Genomic DNA, 1,015 nt, shown 5'->3' on the forward strand with positions numbered 1-1,015 from the left:
TGCTATTTTTGTTTTATGAGCGCAAAAGCTGGTTTGCTTAGAGAAATCTTAGCCGTAAAGCAGCATCTCTTCGTTCTTTGATGAATAGGAATATGGAAAAGCCTCAATTACATCGTTAAAGATTTGTATTCAGTAATCCTTTTTTGGTGCGAGGAAACAGAAACAGTTTTTCCTTCTGTTGTTCTTAAGTTTTTTTCAAATCTCTCTCTCAGAGTTTCACCTTTTTTGTTGACTGTTTCATGTTCAGCATCCGGATTGGCTTTTAAATAGTGTTCTAGACGTCTTCTTCCTTGTGCGTGTTTATAAAAAGTGGTTGGAAGATAGGAATCTAACTTTTCAGCAGATAAAGATGAATTGGGTTCACATAATACACCCTTAACATTATCCTTATGCAATCTTGCTAATTTATCAGATTCAAGATGAAGCTTTTTGGCAAGGCTTAAGCTGAACATCCCGCATTCAGAAGAGCTTCGCTGAATATCCATTTCTGCCGTGGTAAAAGAATAAGGAGGCAGTTGAAGACATTGAAGGGTTTGATTTATTTTTCTCTCTAGTTTGCAAGCCGCGATATTCTGAAATGTTGTAGGTTCAAGCATAATCAAAGAGATTTTCTCATCAACTTTTTGATAATCAAGGACTGCAAAGTGGATTGTGCTTCCCGAATTGACTATAAATCGGGCAGAATTTGCGCCGCTCTCAACGACTTCTTTTAGGGCGTGCGAAAACTCTTCTGCTGTAAGAGCCAATTTGAGATTCATTTCTGGATATTTGCTGTTTGCTTTTTCTACGAGAGATGGCATCAATCTAATATCTGTGTTTTCATAATCCGCGTAAATCCAACGGCCGGTGACGAGATCATCTTCTAAGCCTGTAATAATATCTTTTAATTCGTCAGAACTCGGTGCAACATGTTCTTCTTCTGTTTGGATGGAACTTTGCATCAAACGTGCAATAAGGTCTTCTAAAGATTCATTTGCACTTGCTCCTTCTGGTGTTTGTGAGGAATGAGGGAGGG

The 1,015-nt window shown here is 38.2% G+C and carries 1 protein-coding gene; it reads right to left on the reverse strand.

Going from position 1 to position 1,015, the window contains the following annotated elements:
• Positions 1-107: 107 nt before the first annotated feature.
• The coding region (locus tag ACFIL8_RS10975) for a YopJ/AvrA family T3SS effector serine/threonine acetyltransferase (RefSeq protein WP_375689812.1) at positions 108-1,015 on the reverse strand (908 nt) is incomplete at its 5' end.

Origin of the sequence: Bartonella sp. AP57NXGY (assembly GCF_042195805.1) — a bacterium.
Lineage (GTDB): Bacteria > Pseudomonadota > Alphaproteobacteria > Rhizobiales > Rhizobiaceae > Bartonella.